The 15,449-nt window shown below is 63.3% G+C and carries 15 protein-coding genes; 13 read left to right on the top strand and 2 right to left on the bottom strand.

The features are described 5' to 3' along the window. The 11 genes from EOB80_RS28075 (at position 1) to purU (ending at position 10,383) form a co-directional block, all read left to right on the top strand. Complete coding sequence (locus EOB80_RS28075; RefSeq protein ID WP_127331042.1) at positions 1-1,062, top strand: ABC transporter ATP-binding protein; 1,062 nt, start codon at positions 1-3, stop codon at positions 1,060-1,062. 35 nt (positions 1,063-1,097) lie between these two features. Then, complete coding sequence (locus EOB80_RS28070; RefSeq protein WP_127331040.1) at positions 1,098-2,183, top strand: Gfo/Idh/MocA family oxidoreductase; 1,086 nt, start codon at positions 1,098-1,100, stop codon at positions 2,181-2,183. Between the two features lie 55 nt (positions 2,184-2,238). Then, a complete protein-coding gene (locus EOB80_RS28065; protein WP_127317901.1) occupies positions 2,239-3,153 on the top strand; it encodes a sugar phosphate isomerase/epimerase in 915 nt (304 codons plus the stop codon). 67 nt (positions 3,154-3,220) lie between these two features. Beyond that, entirely contained in the window at positions 3,221-4,165 is a 945-nt protein-coding gene (locus tag EOB80_RS28060; RefSeq protein WP_127267574.1) for a substrate-binding domain-containing protein, read from the top strand. Between the two features lie 82 nt (positions 4,166-4,247). Beyond that, positions 4,248-5,228 carry an ABC transporter permease gene (locus EOB80_RS28055; RefSeq protein ID WP_245465924.1) on the top strand — a complete coding sequence of 327 codons (981 nt, stop codon included), beginning with the start codon at positions 4,248-4,250 and terminating at the stop codon, positions 5,226-5,228. Further along, positions 5,225-6,007: an ATP-binding cassette domain-containing protein gene (locus EOB80_RS28050; RefSeq protein ID WP_164761550.1), complete on the top strand. Its 783-nt coding sequence runs from the start codon at positions 5,225-5,227 to the stop codon at positions 6,005-6,007. The genes EOB80_RS28055 and EOB80_RS28050 overlap by 4 nt, the downstream gene beginning before the upstream one ends. 16 nt (positions 6,008-6,023) lie before the next feature. Continuing rightward, entirely contained in the window at positions 6,024-7,205 is a 1,182-nt protein-coding gene (locus EOB80_RS28045; protein WP_127331038.1) for an aldose 1-epimerase family protein, read from the top strand. 49 nt (positions 7,206-7,254) lie between these two features. Continuing rightward, positions 7,255-8,337, top strand: coding sequence for a fatty acid desaturase family protein (locus tag EOB80_RS28040; RefSeq protein ID WP_245466468.1), 1,083 nt, complete (start codon positions 7,255-7,257; stop codon positions 8,335-8,337). Positions 8,338-8,355: 18 nt separating this feature from the next. Next, entirely contained in the window at positions 8,356-8,670 is a 315-nt protein-coding gene (locus tag EOB80_RS28035; RefSeq protein WP_013530832.1) for a MocE family 2Fe-2S type ferredoxin, read from the top strand. 34 nt (positions 8,671-8,704) lie between these two features. Then, positions 8,705-9,505 carry a 3-methyl-2-oxobutanoate hydroxymethyltransferase gene (locus tag EOB80_RS28030; RefSeq protein WP_127322432.1) on the top strand — a complete coding sequence of 267 codons (801 nt, stop codon included), beginning with the start codon at positions 8,705-8,707 and terminating at the stop codon, positions 9,503-9,505. Next, a complete protein-coding gene (gene purU, locus EOB80_RS28025) occupies positions 9,502-10,383 on the top strand; it encodes a formyltetrahydrofolate deformylase (protein ID WP_127331034.1) in 882 nt (293 codons plus the stop codon). Before EOB80_RS28030 ends, purU begins: the two co-directional genes overlap by 4 nt. On the opposite strand, the gene hutH is transcribed toward purU, so the two are convergent. Continuing rightward, positions 10,362-11,873 (bottom strand): histidine ammonia-lyase, encoded by a 1,512-nt coding sequence (hutH, locus tag EOB80_RS28020; RefSeq protein ID WP_127331032.1) that lies wholly within the window; start codon positions 11,871-11,873, stop codon positions 10,362-10,364. The genes purU and hutH overlap by 22 nt on opposite strands. After that, the gene (locus EOB80_RS28015; RefSeq protein ID WP_127331030.1) at positions 11,870-12,871 is read right to left on the bottom strand and encodes an ornithine cyclodeaminase family protein; all 1,002 of its coding nucleotides are present in this window, start codon (positions 12,869-12,871) and stop codon (positions 11,870-11,872) included. Before EOB80_RS28015 ends, hutH begins: the two co-directional genes overlap by 4 nt. 121 nt (positions 12,872-12,992) lie before the next feature. Between EOB80_RS28015 and EOB80_RS28010 the strand changes: the two genes are divergently transcribed. Next, positions 12,993-14,426 carry a DHA2 family efflux MFS transporter permease subunit gene (locus EOB80_RS28010; protein WP_127331028.1) on the top strand — a complete coding sequence of 478 codons (1,434 nt, stop codon included), beginning with the start codon at positions 12,993-12,995 and terminating at the stop codon, positions 14,424-14,426. A 270-nt stretch (positions 14,427-14,696) separates the two neighbouring features. Beyond that, positions 14,697-15,449: ABC transporter permease (locus tag EOB80_RS28005; RefSeq protein WP_145968317.1), on the top strand; the 753-nt coding region annotated here is incomplete at its 3' end.

Here is a 15,449-nt window from a genome sequence, read left to right as displayed (position 1 = left end):
ATGGCTGATATCGTCTTCCGTAACCTGACCAAACGCTACGGCAATACACTCGCCGTCGACGACGCCTCGTTCACCGTCAACGACAATGAGTTCTTCTGCTTCTTCGGACCGCCGCTGTCGGGCAAGTCGACGATCCTGCGCCTGGTGCTCGGGCTGGAGACACCTGACACCGGCGAAATCCTGATCGGAGGCAGGCCGGTCAACGCGATGTCGCCGGCCGAGCGCAACGTGGCGATGGTGTTCCAGAACCTGGCGCTGTTCCCGCATATGAGCGCGCTCGAAAATGTCCGCTTTCCCCTGGTCGAACGCCGGGTCGCCGAGACCGAGATCAAGCGGCGGGTCACCGACGTCGCGGCGAAGCTGCATATCGGCCATATCCTGCACAAGCCGCCAGGACAGCTTTCGGGCGGGGAGCGGCAGCGCGTGGCGATCGCGCGGGCTCTGGTGCGCGATCCCAATGCCTATCTGATGGACGATCCGATCTCGGCGCTCGACGCCAGGCTGCGCGAGGAAACGCGCGTCGAGCTGAAGCGCATCCAGCGCGAACTTGGCAAGACGCTGATCTACGTCACGCATGACCAGGAAGAGGCGATGTCGGTCGCCGATCGCATCGCCATCCTGGAGGACGGCAAGATCAGGCAGATCGGTACGCCGGCGGAGATTTACGACCGCCCGGCCAGCACCTATGTGGCAAGGCTGCTTGGTTCGCCGATGATGAACATCCTCAGATCGGCGCGCGGCGAGGGCGGTGTCGAAGCGGCTGAAGGCACGATCCGCATCGAAGACAAGACAGCGCCCGCCGACGCAGTGGAGATCGGCCTGAGGCCGGAAGACATCAAGGTTAGACCGTGGGCGGATGGGGGCCCGGGCCGCCCGGCGCGAGTGTTCGAGGTCGAGCCGCTTGGCGGCTATACCGTGGTGACGCTCTCTGCCGGGCAGGCGCGGCTGAAGGCATTGCTGCGCGGCCAGCCCGACATCCGGCCGGATGCCATGGTGGCGATATCCTGCGAGCCGGCCAGAGTGCATTATTTCGAACAGAGCGGCGGAGCGTTGGCACGATGACGGCCGCCGCAAGGAAAGAGTTTCGGGAGGAAGAGATGGCAAACAAGGGCTTCGAGCCGGACGTGAAGGTCCGCACGAAGGAATACAAGATCGGCTGCGTCGGCGCCGGCATGATCATGGCCGAGTGCCATCTCGCCGCCTACAAGGAAGCTGGATTCCCGGTGGTGGCGATCGCCTCGCGCACCAGGGCCAGCGCCGAGAAGGTGGCGACGCGCTGGAGCATCCCCACGGTCCACGACACGCCTGAAAAACTGATCGAGGACGAGAATGTCGAGATCATCGATCTTGCTTTCCCGCCCGACCTGCAGCCGGCGCTGATCCGTCACGCGCTGAAGCAGAAGCACATCAAGGCGATCCTGGCGCAGAAGCCGTTGGCCTTGTCGGTCGAGGAAGCGGTCAAGCTGCGCGACGAGGCGGCCAAGGCCGGCAAGATCCTCTCGGTCAATCAGAACATGCGCTACGACCAGTCGATGCGCGTCTTGAAGCAGATCATCGACAGCGGCGCGCTGGGCGACATCGTCTTCGCGCAGATCGACATGCACGCCATCCCGCACTGGCAGAGCTTCCTCGAGGACTATGACCGGCTGACGCTCGCCAATATGAGCGTGCATCATCTCGACGTGCTGCGCTTCCTGTTCGGCGACCCCGACGAAATCACCACGCTGACACGCAAGGATCCGCGCACGACATTCGACCACTCGGACGGCATTACGGTGTCGACGCTGCGCTTTCCGTCCGGTGTGCTCGCCGTGTCGCTGGAGGATGTCTGGTCCGGTCCGCGCCAGGATGGCTATAAGGACGACCAGCACATCAACTGGCGCGTCGACGGCAGCAAGGGGGTCGCGAAGGGCACCATTGGCTGGCCTACGGGCGCTGCCTCGACGCTGACTTACGCCTCGACCGAGACGACCGGCGGCGAATGGGTCAGCCCGAGCTGGGACACGATGTGGTTCCCGCATGCCTTTATCGGCGTGATGGAGCAGCTCCAGCATGCGGTGAAGACCGGCACGCCGCCGGCGCTGTCGGTCGCCGACAACGTCAAGACCATGGCGCTGGTCGAGGCGGGTTATCGCTCGATCGACGAGGGCCGCACGGTCAAGCTTTCCGAAATCGCTACCTGATCACCGCAACTGAAACACCAGACAACTGAATCGCTTACAGGGAGGAATTCACACTATGATGCAGGCAGGTATTTTCACGGGCTATTTCCCGTACGGCCTCGAAGAGACGGCGAAGAAGATCCGTGGCCACGGTTTCAACACCGTGCAGCTCGACCTTCATTTCAAGGATATCGACCTGTCGGCCGGCCAGATCACCAAGGATAAGGCCAAGAAGGTTCGCGACACGTTCCGTGCCCACGACCTGCCGATCTGCTGCATCTCGGGCTACACCAATGTCATTCATCCCGACCTCGCGCACCGCAAGGCGAATGTCGATCGGCTGAAGGAAATCATCCGCAACGCCCGCCAGCTCGGCAGTCCTTACGTGATCTCGGAGACCGGTACCTACAACACCGAGAGCGAGTGGATGAGCGATCCCAAGAACAAGTCCGAAGAGGGTTTTGAGATGTGCCGCAAGGTGATCTCCGAACTGGCGCAGGAAGCCTATGACCACGGCTCAATGTTCCTGCTCGAAACCTACGTCAACAATGTCGTCGGCTCGGTCGAGGAAACGGTGAGGATGTTCGCGCAGGTCGACCATCCGGGCCTCGGCCTGCTGATGGATCCGACCAACTACTTCGAAAGCCACAACATCGACCAGATGGACAAGGTGCTGAACCAGGTGTTCGACACGCTGGCCGACAAGGTCAAGATCGCGCATGCCAAGGATGTCGCACGAGCCGGCGACGACAAGAGCGAGAAGCATGCGGACATCGGCGATGACGACGCGCTGGCCTCGCACACCTTCCGCGGCGTTGGCGAGATGGTCCTCAACGCGCCGGGCACCGGCTCGCTGAACTACGACCTCTATCTGCAGCGCCTGTCGCAGAAGAACCCGAACATCCCGGTGATCATCGAACACCTTTCGGAAGACGACGTGCCGAGGGCCAAGAAATTTCTCGACGACAAGTTCCGCGCCAACGGTCTCTGACCAGCTGTGCGCCGCCCTTTGCCGGCGGTGCATCCGGCTTGGAAGCAACAACAAGGGAGGAATTGCAGTGTTGAAATTCGGATTGAAACTGGCAGCGGCCGCGACTGTGTTCGCGGGCATCGCATTCGCCTCGCCGGCAATGGCGCAGGATGGCCAGAAGACGTTCTATCTGCTGTCGCATGGCGGTCCGTCGGATGCGTTCTGGCTGGACTGGAATGCCGGCGCGACCAAAGCCTGCGACCAGCTCAAGGTGACCTGCAAGATCTCCTTCAGCGGCGGCGACATGGCGGCGCAGAAGGAGGCCTTCAATTCCGCGCTTGCGGCCAAGCCCGACGGCATCGCCACCACCTCGGCCCAGCCGGGCCTGTGGACCGAGGAAGTGAAGGCTGCCAAGGCGGCCGGGATCCCGATCGTGTTCTTCAACACAGACGATCCGGCGACCGGACGGCAGGCCTATGTCGGCGCCGATCTCAAGGAGGCGGGGGTCATCTGGGCCAAGTATCTTGTCGACCACAAGATGGTGAAGCAGGGCGACAAGGTGTTCCTGCCGGTGGAAGTGCCTGGCGCCAGCTATCAGCAGCTGGAGACCGAAGGCATCGCCAGCGTCTTCGATCCGTTGGGGATCAAATATGATGTGGTCGATTGCGGCACCGACCCGGCCGGCATCATTGCCAAGATGACCGACTATATGGTGGCCAACAATCCGCCGGCGATCATCGCGCTCGGCGATTCCGTCGCGGCCAGCGTCAAGCGGGTGTTCGACGGCGCCGGTGTGCCGGCCGGCAAGATCCCGGTCGTCGGCTGGGGCAATTCGAAGGAAACCGCGGAAGCCGTGAAGTCCGGCTTCGTCAACGCGGCCGCCTGGCAGTTCCCGTCTGCGCAAGGCTTCATGCCGGTGGCGCTGCTCGGGCTCGCCGCGTCGGGCGAACCGATCGGCTACGACATCCATACTTTCAGCCTCTACGACGCCTCGAGCGTCGAACCGATCCTGAAACTCTACGACACGAAGTGAAAACCGGTGCCCGCGGCGCAGGCCGCGGGCACCATTTCAAAGCATGGTTCAAGCAGTCATGATGATCGCCGCAGAAGACGAAATGCCTGTCGGGAAACGTAGATCGAGCCTTATGCGCTCGCCGCAATTCTCCTCGCTCGTCATCCTCATTGTCCTGCTCGCGGTGTTCGCCATCGCCGATGCCAATTTCCTGTCGCCGCTCAACATCTCCAACATGATGGCGTTCCTCCCCGAGCTCGGCATTATCGCGCTCGGCATGACGCTGCTTCTGACGGCGGGCGAATTCGACCTGTCGGTTGGTGCCGTGTTCGGGCTGGCGCCGGTCGTCGTCATGCTTCTGGTGCAGAACGGAGGCGTCGATATCGGCATCGCGCTTCTGGCCGGGCTTCTGCTGTGCATCGCCATCGGCGCCATCAACGGGCTGATCGTCACCAAGATCGGCATTTCGTCCTTCCTGGTCACGCTGTCCATGCTGCTCGTGGTGCGCGGGGCGGCGCTCTACATCACGCAGGGCTTTCCGCTGAAATCCTGGGACCAGCCAGGCTTTTTCGTCACGCTGCTGGCCGGCAGCTTCAATGTCGGGTCGTTCCGGTTCTACACCTCGCTGTGGTGGTTCATCGGTCTCTCGCTGCTGGCGATCTACGTGCTGCGCTATGCCAAGCTCGGCAACTGGATCAGCGCCATCGGCTCCAACCGGAACGCGGCGGTGGCGCGCGGCGTGCCGGCGGACGCCGTCAAGGTGTGGCTGTTCATCCTGACTTCGGTCCTTGCGGGACTGGCCGGCATGATCAGCGCCTTCCGCATCTCGGCCGCCTCACCGGTGGCCGGCACCGGCTATGAGCTCGAAGTGATCGCCATGGTGGTGGTCGGCGGCACGGCGCTGACCGGCGGGCGCGGCACGATCCTCGGCACCATCGTGGGCGCGCTGATGCTGCGCGCGATCCGCAACGGCATCGTGCTGATCGGCGTGCCGGGCCTCGCCTACAACATCTTCGTCGGCCTCATCATCCTCGCCATGCTCATCCTGCACGCTTTGCTGCAGAAGAACGCTGCAAGGGGCTGATCATGGAAGTTCTCCGGCTGCAGAATCTGCAAAAATCCTTCGGCAGCGTTCGGGCGCTGAAGAATGCGTCCTTTGCCCTCAAGGAGGGCGAGGTGGTGGCCTTGCTCGGCGACAATGGCGCCGGCAAATCGACGCTGATCAAGGCGATTTCCGGTGTGTTTCCGATCGACCGTGGCGACATCTATGTGCGCGGCGAGAAGGTCTCGATCCGCTCGACGCGCGATGCGATGGACCTCGGCATCGAGACCATCCACCAGGATACGTCTCTGGCGCCGGATCTCAGCATTGCGCGCAATCTTTTCCTTGGGCGCGAACCGGTCAAGCTGAAATGGCTGGGCGTGTTCGCGCCGCTCGATTTCGCCAAATTGCGCGATGCGGCGTCGGCGCTGTTGAAGCGCGTCGGCATCTCGAAAAAACTCGACGCCGATGCGCTGGTCTCGACGCTGTCGGGTGGCGAGCGGCAGTCGATCGCGATTTCTCGCGCCATGCAGTTCGCCGCCAAGGTCATCATCCTCGACGAGCCGACCAACAATCTCGGTGTCGAGGAAACCCATGGCGTGCTGCGCTTCGTCAAGGAGGTGCGCGACGCCGGTCATTCCGTGCTTTTGATCACCCACAACATCCACCACGTGTTCCAGGTCGCCGACCGCATCATCGTCATGCGCCGCGGCGAGATCGTCGCCGAGCAGACGGTTGCCGATACCGATCTCCTGACGGTGGAGAGCATCATCACCGGCGCCGATATGTCGGCCCTGCTGAAAGAGACGAGAGCGAAGTGAAGAAGTTGGCCGTCACATGGTAGAACTCTACGGCAAGACGCTTTCGCGCCGGCAGGTGTCGGAACGTTCGGGCATGCTGGCGCAATTTGCCGGCGTGCGGCTGATGACGCTTGGCGATGGGGTGGAACGCGGCATCCGCATGCTGGAGTTCCGTACCGGCACGGGGCTGCGCTTCACGACGCTGGTCGACCGGGCGCTCGATATCGCCGATTGCGACTTCAAGGGCCAGGCGATCGGCTGGCATTCGCCGAGCGGTTTTCGCCACCCCGGCCTGCACGATTATGAGGGGGAAGGGGGACTCGCCTGGGCGCGCTCGTTTTCAGGCCTGCTTGTCACCTGCGGCCTCGACCACATATTGGGCCGCGAAGAGGTGCCTGCCGATAGCTACAACTACCCGGGCAAGAAGACCGTGATCCATTCGCTGCATGGCCGCGTCGGCACCATTCCAGCGCGGCTGACCGGCTATGGCGAGGCCTGGGATGGCGACCGCTGCGTGCTTTGGGCCGAAGGCATCGTTCAGCAATCGGCGGTGTTCGGCGAGGATTTGCATCTGATCCGGCGTATCGAGGCCGATGTCGGCGGCAACGAGATCCGGCTGTCGGACCGCGTCGTCAACCATGGCTTCAATCGCACGCCGCACATGTATTTTTACCACGTCAATGTCAGCCACCCCTTGCTCGACGAGGGTTCGCGCTATCTGGCGCCGATCCGCGACGTCGTCTGGGCTGGCCATGCAGGCGAACGCTACGAGGCGCAGAAGGTCGGCTACCGCACCGTGCCGGCGCCGCGACTGGGCTTCAGCGAGCAGGTCTGGCAGCATGAGATGGCGGCGGACGCCAATGGCGAGGTGCCGGTGGCGGTGGTCAACGATCAGCTCGGGCTCGGCTTCGAAGTGATCACGCGCAAGGATCAGCTGCCTTGCGCCTACCAATGGCAGAATTTCCAGGCAGGGCAGTATGCGCTGGGCATAGAGCCCTCGACACACCATGTCTTGGGCAATCTCGCGGCGCGCGAGCGAGGCGAGATGATCTGGCTGGAGCATGGCGAAAGCCGTTCTTACGATGCGGTGTTCCGGGTGCTCGACGGCGCCGGCGCGATCGCCGCGGCCGAAGCAAAGATCGCGTCGATCGCCAGGCAGCCGCAACAGGATTATCCTGTGCCGTCGGGCAATTTTCCGGGATTGGCGGACAGGGCATGATGCGAAACGAATGCTCCGGCTGGCGGGCCGGAAATCGGAGGTCGATGTGATGGAGAAAAAGCGCGACTACAGCCTGGTCGGGGAAAGCACGCGCATCGCGATCGAGACCGGGCTGGCCTCGGCCGAGTGGTATCACACCGATGTGCCGCGCAAGGCGATGAAAGAGCTGATGCAACGCTCGGACGGGCCGGCGATCCGCGACACGATCATCTGGATCGCTGCCATATTGGGTTCCGCCGCCGGGATCGCCTGGTTCTGGGGGACGTGGTGGGTGGTGCCGTTCCTGCTCGTCTATGGCGTGCTCTATGGCTCGTCCAGCGACTCGCGCTGGCACGAGTGCGGCCACGGCACCGCCTTCCGCACGCGCTGGATGAACGATGCCGTCTACCAGATCGCCAGTTTCATGCTGATGCGCAACCCGGTGACCTGGCGCTGGAGCCATGCCCGCCATCACACCGACACGATCATCGTCGGCCGCGACGCCGAGATCGCGGTGATGCGTCCGCCGGACCTGCTGCGCGCCGCACTCGCCTTCACCGGCATTCTCGATTTCCGCTATTCGCTGCCGTCGCTTGTGCGCAATGCGTTCGGCAGCATCTCGCTCGACGAGAAAAGCTTTATTCCCGAGATGGAGCTTCACAAAGTGGTCAAAGCCGCGCGCTGGCATGTCGCCATCTATGTCGCGACGATCGTGCTGGCGCTCTATTTATGGTCGTTCCTGCCGCTGGTGCTGATCGGCCTGCCGCGCCTCTACGGCAGCTGGCACATGGTGCTGACCGGCCTGCTGCAGCATATCGGCCTGGCCGATAATGTCACCGACCACCGGCTGAACACGCGCACCGTCTACATGAACCCGATCAGCCGCTTCATCTATTGGAACATGAACTACCATGTCGAACATCACATGTTCCCGATGGTGCCGTATCACGCGCTGCCGAGGCTCCACGAATTGATCAAGCACGATCTGCCCGAGCCGAACCCTTCGATGTGGCATGCCTATCGCGAGGTCTGGCCGGTGCTCATCAAGCAGCTTCAGTACGAGGACTATTTTCTCAAGCGTGAATTGCCGCCGACGGCCAAGCCATACCGGGACGAGTTCCATGCGCTGACCGTTCCGGCGGCGGCGGAATAGAGTTGCAGGAGACGAGAGATGGCCGACTGGGTTGAAGCGTGCGGCGTCGACGATGTCGAGGAAGAGGATGTCATCCGCTTCGATCATGGCGGCCGGACCTTCGCCATCTATCGCAGTCCCGATGACGAGTACTTCGCAACCGACGGATACTGCACGCATGAGAAGGCGCATCTGGCCGATGGGCTGGTGATGGACGACATCATCGAATGTCCCAAGCACAATGGCCGCTTCAACTACAAGACGGGCGTGGCTCGAGGCGCACCGGTATGCGTCAATCTCGCCACCTATCCAGTGAAGGTCGAGGCTGGCAAAGTGATGATCCAGATCGGCTGACCTGCCGCCGAATGCAACTGAGGGAACCCTTTTGATGAGCCGAAAAAGACCGACGGTGGCGGATTTGCGCGCCATGAAAGGCAAGCGCCAGCTGACCATGCTGCGCGTGCTGACGATGGACGAGGCAGAGGCCGCGGAGCGCGCAGGGGTCGACATCGTCTCGGTGCCGCCCGAACTGGTGCTCAACCCGCAATACCGGGACGCCGCACCCAGCCTGTTCACCATGCCAGGCGACAATTTCTACGAGATCGGCACGGCGGACGATTTCGTGCGCTGGGCTTTCCGGCTCTACAAGGCCGGCGCCGACGCGGTCTATTGCAGCGCCGGCTACGCCACGGTCAAGCGGATGGCCGATGACAATATCCCGGTGATCGGCCATGTCGGGCTGATCCCGTCACGGGCCACCTGGACCGGCGGCTTCAAGGCGGTCGGCAAGACCGCCGACACCGCCATGGAGGTCTTCGCGGCGGTGAAACAACTGGAGGCCGCAGGCGCCATCGGCGCCGAGATCGAGGTCGTGCCGGTCGAGGTGGCCAAGGCGATCTCGGAACGCACATCCTTGATCATGCTGTCGATGGGGGCGGGCACCGGTTGCGATGCGCAATATCTGTTCGCCGACGACATTCTCGGCCAGACCCGGGGCCACATGCCTCGCCATTCCAAGGTCTATCGCAATTTCGCCGCCGAATATGATCGTTTGCAGGCCGAGCGCATCGCCGCGTTCTCGGAGTATGTTGCCGATGTCAACAGTCTCGCCTATCCCGAAGACAAGCATGTGGTGCATATGGATCCGGCTGAGCTCAGCTTGTTCATGAAAAGGGTCGACAGGGCGTGAAATCTCAAGGCAATGAGGCGACGGACGAGGCCGCGCCGGTTCATATTCTCACGCTTTCCTGCGAGGATCGGCCGGGAATCGTTGCCGCCGTCACGGCGGAGCTTGCCGCGAACGGCGCCAACATCGCCGAAAGCAGCCAGTTCTGGGACCGGCAGACCAATCGCTTTTTCATGCGGATAGCCTTCATCAGCCCGCCAGGCTCGACCAGGGACAGCCTGGAGCGGGCCCTGAAATCAAGCGTCGATCGCTTCGGCATGAAGACCGCGCTGGTCGATCAGGGACGCCGCCCGAAGATCATCGTCATGGTCTCCAAGTTCGACCACGCGCTTCTCCATTTGCTGTACCAGATCAGGGTCGGCTGGCTGAACGCGGAGGTTGCCGCCGTCGTCTCCAACCACGAGGATGCCCGCCGCTTCGCCGAACTGGAGGGCATTCCCTACCACCATTGGCCGACCACCAGGGAGAACAAGGCCGAACAGGAACAGAAGCTGCTGGACCTGGTGCAGCGGACGGGGGCCGAACTGGTCATCCTGGCGCGCTACATGCAGGTTTTTTCGAAAGGCCTGTCGGACCGGCTGTTCGGACGGGCGATCAACATCCACCATTCCTTCCTGCCGAGCTTCAAGGGCGCCAAGCCTTATCACCAGGCCTTCGACCGCGGCGTCAAGCTGATCGGTGCGACGGCGCATTACGTCACCTCCGACCTCGACGAGGGCCCGATCATCGATCAGGAGACCGAACGCGTCACCCATGCGATGAGCGCTGAGGATTTCGTCGCCGTCGGGCGCGACATCGAAAGCCGGGTGCTGGCGCGCGCGGTCAAGCTGCATCTAGAAGCCCGCGTCATGCTCAACGGTCACAAGACCGTCGTCTTCTGAGAAGCCGCGTCAGCCGGCCAGCTGCCGCCGGCGAGCGCGGCGTAGAGCGCTTCGGCGTCGATGCCGAGCGGCCGGTCCTCTTTCAGCATGGGGACGAGCGAGCGTATCCCCGTGTGAATTGCGGCGGTGTGTGGCGCCAATGTGAAGCCGTCGCGCAGGTCGATGGCCTGTGCGGCGGCCATCAGTTCGAAGGCGATCAGGCGGCGCCACAGCGCGATCATCCCGGCGCATTTTGCCACTGCCAGAGGTGTCTGCGTGGCGTGATCCTCGACGCCTTCTGAAACCGGAAGAAAGTCGAGCATCACCGGATTGGCCTTGTGGCGGATGGCGGCCAGGATCGACGTCACCGTCTTCTGCAACGGTACGAAGCCGGCCGAGGCGCCGCCGACCGGTGACAGATATTTAGGCAGGCCATTGCGGCCCGAACCGGTGAGCTGGATGAAGCGGGCTGCACTTGCGGCGGCACATTGGGCGATCGCCAGGCCGAGCGTCTCGAAGGCGAGCGCTATCGACGCGGTGTGGAAATTGCCGGTCGACAGCACCAGTTCGTCGTCGCCCAGCACCAGCGGGTTGTCGGCGGCGGCGTTGAGCTCGATCTCGACAGCCTGTCTCGCCTGACCGATCGCCTCGATCAGCGCGCCATGGATCGACGGCATGCAGCGGATCGACAGCGGGTCCTGCAAAGTGGTCGGCGCCGGCGCGTCGTCTCGGGCGAGCAGATCGTGCAGCACCTTGGCTGCTTGCTGCTGGCCTGCCGCCGGACGCGCCATATGCAGGCGCGGGTCGAGGATGGCCCGGTTGGCACCGATGCCTTCCATGGTCAGCGCGCCGGCCTGCTGTTGCTGGGCAAGGGCGGACAGAGCATCCGTCACCGCAAGTGCGCCGCTGCCGGCGGACACCGCCGAAGCGTTGATCAGCGACAGCCCGTCCTTGGGCGCCAGGCTGATGGGGGCGAGGCGCGCCATCATCAGCGCCTTGGCCGCCGGCATGAGACGGCCCTGATAGTCGGCTTCGCCATCGCCAGTGAGCATGCGGGCGAGTGCCGTCATCAACACCAGGTCGCCGGCGCCGATCGAGCCGAGCGACGGCATTACGGGATGGACGCCGGCATTGAGCGCGTCGACCAAAGCGACGAAGACGGAAGGCGATAGGCCGGAGCCGCCGACCGACAGCATCGACGCACGGGCAAGCATGGTTGCCCGCACGGCTTCGACCGGCAGCACCTCGCCGACGGCGCCGCTGCGTCCTTCAAGCAACTGGCGCTGGAAGGCGCCGGCGTCGCCGTCGACCGCGGTGCCGAGATTGGCGCCGAGCCCGGTGTTCAGGCCATAGATCTTCTGGCCGGATGCGGCGGCTTGGTCGAGCACTTTTCGTGCCTTTTCCAGCCTGCCGATGACATCGGGTCCAATCTCCACCTTGCGCCCATCGCGGGCGACCGCAGCGACATCGTCAATACCGACGCCGGTTCCGGTGAGGACGAGCGCGCTCATGCGAAGCGCAGCCGCTGGCCGATGCCTTGCACTTGGGCCTTGGCCAGCATCGCCTTGCCCAGCGCAATATCGGACAGCGACAGGCCGCGATGCCAGAACAGGATCGTTTCGGCGTCGCTTTCGCGCCCGGCTTTCAGACCGGCGGCAATCTGGCCGAGCTCGGCATGCAGCGTCTTCTCGCTCAGCCGCCCGGTCTCGACATGGGCGCGCAGCGAGCCGAACTTGCCGCCCTTGCACTGGCCCCAATCGTCGACGACCATTTTCTGCATGATGTCGGTCAGCGACAGTTCGACCGCGCTCATCGTGCCATAGGGCACGACCAGTGCGCCCGGCTTGATCCATTCGGTCTTGAGCAGCGGCTGCGGCTCCGGCAACCGCGAGGCCTCGACGACGATGTCGGCGCCCTCGATGCAGCTTTTCCAGTCGGCCACCGCAGTGACCTTCTTGCCGAGATCGGCGGAGAGTTTGGCGGCAAAACCGTCGCGGCTTTCCGGGCGGCGCGAATGGACGCGGATCTCGTCGAAGTCGAAGAGATGGTCGAGCAGGCGGACATTCCAGTAGGCGGTGCCGCGCGCGCCGATATGGGCCAGCACTTTGGAATTCTTTCGCGCCAGATGCCTGGCGCCGATGGCGGTGACGGCGCCTGTGCGCATGTCGGTGATGACGGTGGCGTCGAGGATGGCGCGCGGCGCGCCGGTGCGCGGGTCGAACAGGTTGAGGATGCCGAATTCGGAAGGCAGGCCATGCAGGTAATTGTCGACATAGTCGCCGACGATCTTGACGCCGGCCGTGTCGAGCGGCGCGACGTAGCCGCGCAAGACGTTGAAATGGCCGTGGAAGGACGGGTCCGGCTCGAGATGGACGCGCGGTTCGACCACCGTCTGGCCCTTGCCTTGCGCCACCAGGCCAGCCTCGACGGCGGCAATGATTTCGCCATCAGTCATGGCAAGGGCGTCGATGTCGAGGGCATTGAGGTAGTCGATGTAGATGGGCTTCATGTTACGCGGACACTTTCCTCGGCCACCCCGTTCATCCCATAGCAGGCCAAGGCGGGACACGAAAGTTTGTTGCGAGGTCTCTGGACGCCGCCGGTGAGATGCTGTTCAAACCGGTTCCGTCATGACAGCCGTTCCCGAGACCGCAACCTTATCCGAAACGGCCACCAATGCGCGGCGCGTGGCGCTGATTGTCGCCATCGCTTTCTTCATGCAGTTTCTGGATTCGACGATCATCTCGACCTCGCTGCCGCAGATGGGGGCTTCCTTCGGCGTGTCGGCGGTGGCGATCAGCATCGGCATCACCGTCTACATGCTGACCATGGCCGTATTCGTGCCGCTGTCGGGCTGGCTCGCCGACCGGTTCGGCGCACGTAACATCTTCCTGCTGGCGATCGTCCTGTTTACCCTGGCCTCGCTTGCCTGCGGCGTCTCGCAAAACCTGACCCAGTTCGTCGCCGCACGTGTCGTGCAAGGGCTCGGCAGCGCGCTGATGACGCCGGTCGGGCGTATCCTGGTACTGCGTAATGCGTCGAAGTCGGAGCTGCTGAACGCCACGGCACTGATCACCTGGCCGGCGCTGTTTGCGCCGGTGATCGGGCCGGTGCTTGGTGGCTTCATCACCACCTATCTGTCCTGGCACTGGAATTTCTTCATCAACATCCCGCTTGGCGTGGTCGGGTTGGTGCTGGTCGCCCGCTTCATTCCGGGCGATCGCGAAGCCGACCCCAAGCCGCTCGACTGGCCGGGTTTTTTCCTGACATCGGCGGGGCTTGCCTTGCTTCTCTATGGCCTTGAACGCATCGCGCACCCGGAGGACGGCGTTCTTCCGACGGTGCTGCTGGTCGTAGCCGGCATCGTCATCGGCTGGCTGGCGGTGCGGCATCTCAGGCGCGCGCCGCATCCGCTGCTCGATCTCTCCTCGTTCAAGGTGCTGACCTTCGCCATCTCGACGCTTGCCGCCGGCACCATTTTCCGGGTGGCGATCAACGCCACGCCGTTCCTGTTGCCGCTGCTGTTCCAGGTCGGCTTTGGCCTCTCGTCCGTCGATGCCGGCTTGATGATCCTGGCCTATTTCCTCGGCAATCTCGGCATGAAGACGGTGACGACACCAACGCTGCGCCGTTTCGGCTTCCGGTCGGTGCTGGTCGTCAACGGCCTGATCGCTTCGGCGGCGATTATGGCATGTGCTGCGATCTCGCCGCAGACGCCACAGGTGCTGGTGGCGGCGCTGATGCTGATCGCCGGCCTGTCGCGCTCGATGCAGTTCACCGCGCTCAACACACTGGCCTTCGCCGACATCGATGCGGCGCAACGAAGCTCGGCGGCGACGCTGTCCTCGATGCTGCAGCAGGTGGCGATGTTGTTCGGCGTCGCGGTGGCGGCGGCGATCCTCAATTTGTCGCAGATCGCCAGGGACCGGCCAGAGCTCGATCTTGTCGATTTTCGAATCGCCTTCCTGGCGATCGGCGCCATCGGGCTGGTGGCGGCGTTGCGTTTTCTCGTGCTGCCGCCAGGTGCGGGCGCGGAGGTTTCCGGCCACTCGCCGGGAAATTGAGATCGATTTTTCCGCCTGATGCGGAGATAAATTCCGTCTTGTCCTTTCGCCTTGGTGCAGCCTTTTCGCGAGTGGCGGCTATGGCGCAAGCAATTGCCAAAAGTGCAGAGTTTTCCGAGCATTGCGCCAGCTTCGGCAATCGATGCGTCCATTTGGCAAATATCGCTGCCGGCCGGGGTTCCGAGCGCGGATTCATTTGACGAACCGGCGTTGGGCCGATTAGCGTTCTTTCCCAGGGATGGCAGCGCTGCCATCGGGGCAAACGCAGACATGAACACGATCGGCTGGCCGAATTTCAGGAGCCTGAATCAGGAAGGCATTGTCTTTGCCATAGCGGTGGTGCTGTTCGTTGCAGCGGCCATAGGCCTGCCGGGTTTCATCGATCCCAACAATCTCGTCGCCATCGTCCGCTCCGTGTCGGTGCTGGGCATCCTTGCGCTCGGCATGGCCGTCGTCATCATCGGACGCGGCATCGACCTCTCCGCCGTGGCGATCATGGCGATGTCTGTCGCCTGGTATCTGCAACTTCTGAATTCGGGAACGCCGGACGGGCTGGCCTTCGCCTATGTGCTGGCCGGTGTGCTGGCCATCGGCCTGCTCAACGGCTTTCTCGTCGCCTATGCCGATGTGCCCGCGATCTTCGTGACGCTGGCGACAGGCTCCTTCGTCTTCGGCTATGTGCGCTCGCAGCTGATCACGCAGGATGCGGTGCCGGTGCCGCAGGGCCACTGGGTCGAGCTGCTCGGCGGCCTGCGCTTCCTCGATATTCCGGTCGAGGTGTTCGTCTTTGCCGGCCTCGCCTTCCTCTTCTTCCTGTTCCTGCGCTACACCAAATGGGGCCGCTACATCTACTTCGCCGGCGACAATCCGGTTGCCGCCCGCAACATCGGCATTCCGGTGCGGCCGATGCTGGTGCTGCGCTATGTGCTTTCCGCTTTCGTCGCACTGGTCGCCGGCCTGCTGACGGCGGCGAGCCTGCATTCGATCAACACCCGCGTCGTCAATTCGACGCTGCTCTACGAC

Origin of the sequence: Mesorhizobium sp. M7A.F.Ca.MR.245.00.0.0, from assembly GCF_003997415.1 — a bacterium.
Lineage (GTDB): Bacteria > Pseudomonadota > Alphaproteobacteria > Rhizobiales > Rhizobiaceae > Mesorhizobium.
This window is presented reverse-complemented; position numbering and strand designations above follow the sequence as displayed.